General features: G+C 47.1%; 4 protein-coding genes and 2 pseudogenes. 3 read left to right on the forward strand and 3 right to left on the reverse strand.

Translation table 11 applies throughout. The features are described from left to right. The 3 genes from ENN47_02255 to ENN47_02265 all read right to left on the reverse strand — a co-directional run. Positions 1-612: hypothetical protein (locus ENN47_02255; GenBank protein HDP77011.1), on the reverse strand; the 612-nt coding region annotated here is incomplete at its 3' end. A gap of 12 nt (positions 613-624) precedes the next feature. Next, the gene (locus ENN47_02260; GenBank protein ID HDP77012.1) at positions 625-1,305 is read right to left on the reverse strand and encodes a DUF4956 domain-containing protein; all 681 of its coding nucleotides are present in this window, start codon (positions 1,303-1,305) and stop codon (positions 625-627) included. A gap of 17 nt (positions 1,306-1,322) precedes the next feature. Next, positions 1,323-2,012: a polyphosphate polymerase domain-containing protein gene (locus tag ENN47_02265; GenBank protein HDP77013.1), complete on the reverse strand. Its 690-nt coding sequence runs from the start codon at positions 2,010-2,012 to the stop codon at positions 1,323-1,325. 161 nt (positions 2,013-2,173) lie between these two features. On the opposite strand from ENN47_02265, the pseudogene ENN47_02270 reads away from it, so the two are divergent. The 3 genes and pseudogenes from ENN47_02270 (at position 2,174) to ENN47_02280 (ending at position 4,669) form a co-directional block, all read left to right on the forward strand. Continuing rightward, positions 2,174-2,805, forward strand: a pseudogene (locus ENN47_02270) (response regulator transcription factor). Beyond that, positions 2,802-4,289, forward strand: a complete 1,488-nt coding sequence (locus ENN47_02275; GenBank protein HDP77014.1) for a HAMP domain-containing protein — start codon at positions 2,802-2,804, stop codon at positions 4,287-4,289. Before ENN47_02270 ends, ENN47_02275 begins: the two are co-directional and overlap by 4 nt. A 183-nt stretch (positions 4,290-4,472) precedes the next feature. Then, positions 4,473-4,669, forward strand: a pseudogene (locus ENN47_02280) (hypothetical protein). The last annotated feature ends 154 nt before the right edge of the window (positions 4,670-4,823 follow it).

The raw sequence follows: 4,823 nt of genomic DNA on the forward strand, positions 1-4,823 counted from the left end.
CAGGTTGGCTCCGGTGCCTTCCGGTTTGTAAAGATCTCCGTAACCAAAGATGAAGTGATCGCGCACGAAGTTTTCGTCTACGTTTTCTACTCCCAGATAAAGCCCGAAGTACTCACCATTTATATGCAGCGCGATGTAGGTCGTCCTTGGAGTCTCTAGCCCGAGCAATTCAGAGATCTCATAAGACAGGTACTCTCTCATAAACGTGGGGTCGGAGAATCCGTTGTTGAGGTTTATCTTGGTTATTCCGAAAAGGTTTTGACCTTTGACGAATTGATTGAAGTCGAGCTTGAAACTGTATCTGTTTGAAGTGGAGTTCCTTGCCTGCGAAAGAGAGGAGTTGCCCTTGGGCCTGATCCCGACATTTTCGATGCGGTAGCCGTTGTAAACGACATCGCACACGATGTATTCCTCCAAACGTGCTTGATCGAACATATTCTGGAGCGCGGCTTCGTCGGCCTCTATAAATACGTCTATGACACTGTTGTGAGGGAAGAGAACGGCGTCCGTCGGGTTCCTAACGGTCTGCGAATCTCCCTCGAAGGCGCCGAAGAAGATCACTGTCAATACGCCAAGCAACGCCAGTTCCAACACCTTAAGGAACTTTCTCATATTTTCGCCCCGCTATGCAGCGTAATCACCGTTGTAGCTTATTAGAACGGCGTTCGACACGCTGTCGATTGATTTGAGTTCATTGACGAAATCGATTTCTCCGCTTTTGATTCGTAATTCCACGGATAGCTCGATATTTTCCCCCGTGACCGTTTTCGACTTGATGTTGTACTTCTTTGCCTTATCCTTCAGCTTTTCGAGGATCGCCTTCTCTGCTGTTGAGTTCCCATAGTCCAGCATAAGTATGTAGGGCGAAGTCTGCGACTTGAAGTTGGCGAAAACGAGGAGGATTATGCCTATGATAACCGAGCCTATAATCGCTAACAGATAGAAGGAGGCGCCTGTCACTATCCCAACGGCAACCGCCCAGAACATGAAGACTATGTCCATAGGATCCTTAATCGCGGTTCTGAACCTAACGATACTCAGGGCACCAACCATTCCCAACGAAAGCACGATATTTGTCGTCACGGCCATTATTACCAGAGAGGTGACCATGGCAATCATGACTAGCGATACATTGAAACTCTTGGTGTACATAATTCCCTGAAATGACCTCTTGTATATCTGAAAGATAAAAATACCTATGAGAAAGGTAATTAGCAGTGTAATCGCTGTATCGGCGGCCGATATCTGCGACGCCGAGAAGTTTTCCAGAAAGCTGTTCTTAAATATGTCTTTGAATGTCTCCATACTTGACCTCCTTGAAGCTAATATAAGTAGTTGAATTTTCTTCCGAGTACATATTTGGATGCACTGCTCCTTAACCTCGCGTTGCTTTGAACGATACTCTTTATGTGAGAGGGGAAGAATCCATCGTATTTGATCTCGAGTATCATTAGGTTGCTTTCGGGACAAGTGAAGGAACCGTTACTGTCAAAGAGATCAACTTTGCTGCACGTCGATAGGTTTCTGTCGAAGGTAATTCTCAGGTTGGCCGCTCTCAGACAGTAGGCCTCGCGATTGTAGCGAACCAGTACTTTTGGCTTCAGAGTTCTGTTCTTTATTCCTTCGTAGAAGTCTATGAACTCGTGCGGTCTCTCCTCAAGAAGGAAGGAAGCCCGGCCTTTCATTATCTCTTCATACTTGTCCCTGGAAATGATGCGGCTCACCTTTTGAGTGAGGTCCCCGCTTTTGGCCTTCTTCTGCAGCTTGATTACGCTATCGCTGAAGTTATAGATCCTTATCCTGTATTTCGTTCTGTTGTTTGTGCCACTTATCTTCTCTCTGTACGCCGAGTTGTAGATGTCGTCGAAATACAGACTGGTTATTTCGTACTCGCCGTCCTCGTTAGCGTTTCGATCGACCTCCATGACGTGTCTGATCTTGCTCTTGAGAGATAGATAATCAAAGTAGCTTATGTAATACTTGAGTTCGTGCCTTCCTCTGATATCTTCCATGTGATTCCTCCTGTTTGCTGTCAATCGATTTTAGAGAGCCTGTGTCACAGAATTATCACAGTGACGGTGTGATCGATTTGTGACATTGCGATATTAGAATAAAGCCATACTGGACAGGAGGTTGTAAGTTGAAGATTCTCTTCGCCGACGATGAAAAGAATATGCGGTTACTGGTGGCTGATTTTCTCCAGATGGAAGGCTACGAGGTGCTTCTGGCTGCCGATGGTGAGGAAGCTCTCCAGAAGTTCTGCGAAACCCCCGATCTGTCCCTAGTTATTCTGGATATTATGATGCCACGCATGAGCGGTATAGAAGTGCTCGAAGAAATAAGGGAGAGATGCCATATCCCCGTAATAATGCTTACCGCGAAATCGGCTGAAACCGACGAACTTGAAGGCTTCCAGTATGGCGCCGATGAATATATATCCAAACCCTTCAGTCCTAAAATACTCGTAGCAAGAGTGAATGCGCTACTCAGAAGGAGTTATTCGATGCAGGACGAAACGAAGATCGGAGTTCTCTATGTAAAGCCCTCCAGTATGGAAGTGTACGTCAACGACAAGAGGATTGTTCTCAGTCGCACCGAGTTCGACCTCCTGAGCTGTTTTGTCTCCAATAGCGGAATTACCCTCACAAGAGACCAGCTTCTAGACAGTGTTTGGGGATACGACTACCAGGGCTCCGACAGAACCGTGGATACTCACAAAATAGATTGCGATCAAAACTGCGTGAAGCGAGTGAGTACATCGAGACTGTCAGGGGCTACGGCTACAGGTTCGGAGTACATAAGTGAGTTCAATACGAAGAAAGCTTTTCTTGCAGATTCTTCTGGTAATACTCTTCATCATCTCGGCCCTGTGGCTCGCAAATACCTTCATGCTGGAGCCGTACTATATGAAGACGAAGAAGGATCAGCTTATCAGGGCCAGGAATTCCATCAATTCCTTTGGAGTGTCGGACTACGGGGAAAAAGTCGATTTCCTTGTCGACATGGGTAACGAACTGAACGCTATGATACTAATTTTCAACGCTTCGGGTGACCCGGTCTATACAACACACCTTATTCCACAGGAGCCCGGCGGTTCAATCCCCGTAATCGACGCAAGAAGAGTACCTCCCTCCCGTAACCCTCTCGAAACACTATACAGCGAAACAATCGATTCCGGCACAAAGATCGAGCTCTCTATAGACAGAATGGGAGAACAGAGGTTTCTCAGCCTGAAATCTAAACTGGACAATGGCTTTTCCATTCATATGAGCATTCCCGTGTCTTCCATAGAAAGCAGTGTATCGGTTGTGAATGGCTTTCTGATGGTAGTCGCCCTCATATCTTCAGTATTGGCTCTGGTAATAGCTTTCATTATTTCAAGGAAGTTTACCGGCTCGATCCTCCATATGAACAGAATCACAAAGAAGATGAAGGATCTCGATTTCTCTGAAAGGTGTGAAATAGATTCCAGAGACGAGTTCGGGCAGCTTGCGGGGAGCATAGACGATCTTTCGGAATCTCTCGATTCGACCCTAAAAGAACTCGGCGAGAAGAACGAAGCGCTCAAGAAGGAGATAGAACACAAAAAAGTGGTCGAAGAAATGAGGAAGCAGTTCATCACGAACGTCTCGCACGAACTGAAGACACCACTCTCGCTTATTCAGGGATACGCTGAAGGATTGGAAATGAACGTCGCTTCGGGCGAAGAAAAGCGAGCTTTCTACTGCTCGGTGATCAGGGAAGAGACGGAAAGGATGGGAAGACTCGTGAAGGATCTCCTCGATCTCTCGATGATGGAAACCGGTAATTTTGCGCTCTACAAGAGAGAGTTTTGCATCGATGAGCTGATAAGAAAGGTGACGGGAAAGTTCGAAAAGGTCCTTACGGAAAATGGAATCGAGTTAGTGTATGTCGAGGGTGAAAAAACGGTTGTCTATGCCGATTCTTTCCGGACGGAACAGATACTCACCAACTACCTGGACAACGCCATGCACCATGTTGATGAGAGAAAGGAAATTCGTGTTCGAAAAGATGTTCAAGGCAATTCCGTGATTGTGCGGGTGTTCAATTCGGGCCAGAACATACCCGGGAAAGAGAGCGAGAAGATCTGGACAAGCTTCTACAGAGCCGACAATGCCAGAACAAGGGAAGAGGAGAGATACGGCATAGGGCTCTCGATAGTAAAAGCCATTTGCGATCTGGATGGTAAGAGCCACGGATTTGACAATCTTCCCGATGGCGTGGAATTCTTCTTCGAGCTGCAAAGGGCGGAAACCCTTGCTATCTGAAAATACTGAAGTATATTGCAATGGGAGTAGATCCCTGGACAGGTTCTATTTCTTCGTGACAGACTCGCTTTTCTAGAGAGCCGAGGTTGATGGCTCGTCGTTGGAGTGTGGTCAAGAGCAAAGGATAAGTTCCAAGATGCTGATTGTAAGTTGCAAGACCGCCATTGAGGGTCGGAGGTCGGAGTGTGCCAAGAAGGCGCAAGGGTTGATCCGCCAGGAAGTGAGGCTCGCTGGCGCGAGGAAGTGATGCCCGGAAGGGCATCCGGGAAGTGATGCTGGCGCTTACGCACCAGGAAGCAAAAACCAAAGAAAATGAGCAAGCAAATTTAAGTAATCTGATCAGGACGAACTTACTTTGTTACCTGAAGCGCTCCTGTTAATGATCTGGGCTTTCGAGAAACCGTGGCTGGGGGTAGCAGTGTGCCAAGAAGGCGAAGAAGGAAACTTCTAGCCATGCTTAATTGAAGATGAGGGAGGGCCCCTCGAAGCCGTCATGCAGGTGGAGGCTTCAAACCACCGTAAGCTGCTGTGGTA

Source organism: Mesotoga infera, from assembly GCA_011045915.1.
Taxonomy (GTDB): Bacteria; Thermotogota; Thermotogae; order Petrotogales; family Kosmotogaceae; genus Mesotoga; species Mesotoga infera_D.

Coding starts and splice junctions, on each gene's coding strand:
- ENN47_02260 (HDP77012.1), bottom strand. CDS start 1,305: ATGGAGACATTCAAAGACATATTTAAGAACAGCTTTCTGGAAAACTTC.
- ENN47_02265 (HDP77013.1), bottom strand. CDS start 2,012: ATGGAAGATATCAGAGGAAGGCACGAACTCAAGTATTACATAAGCTAC.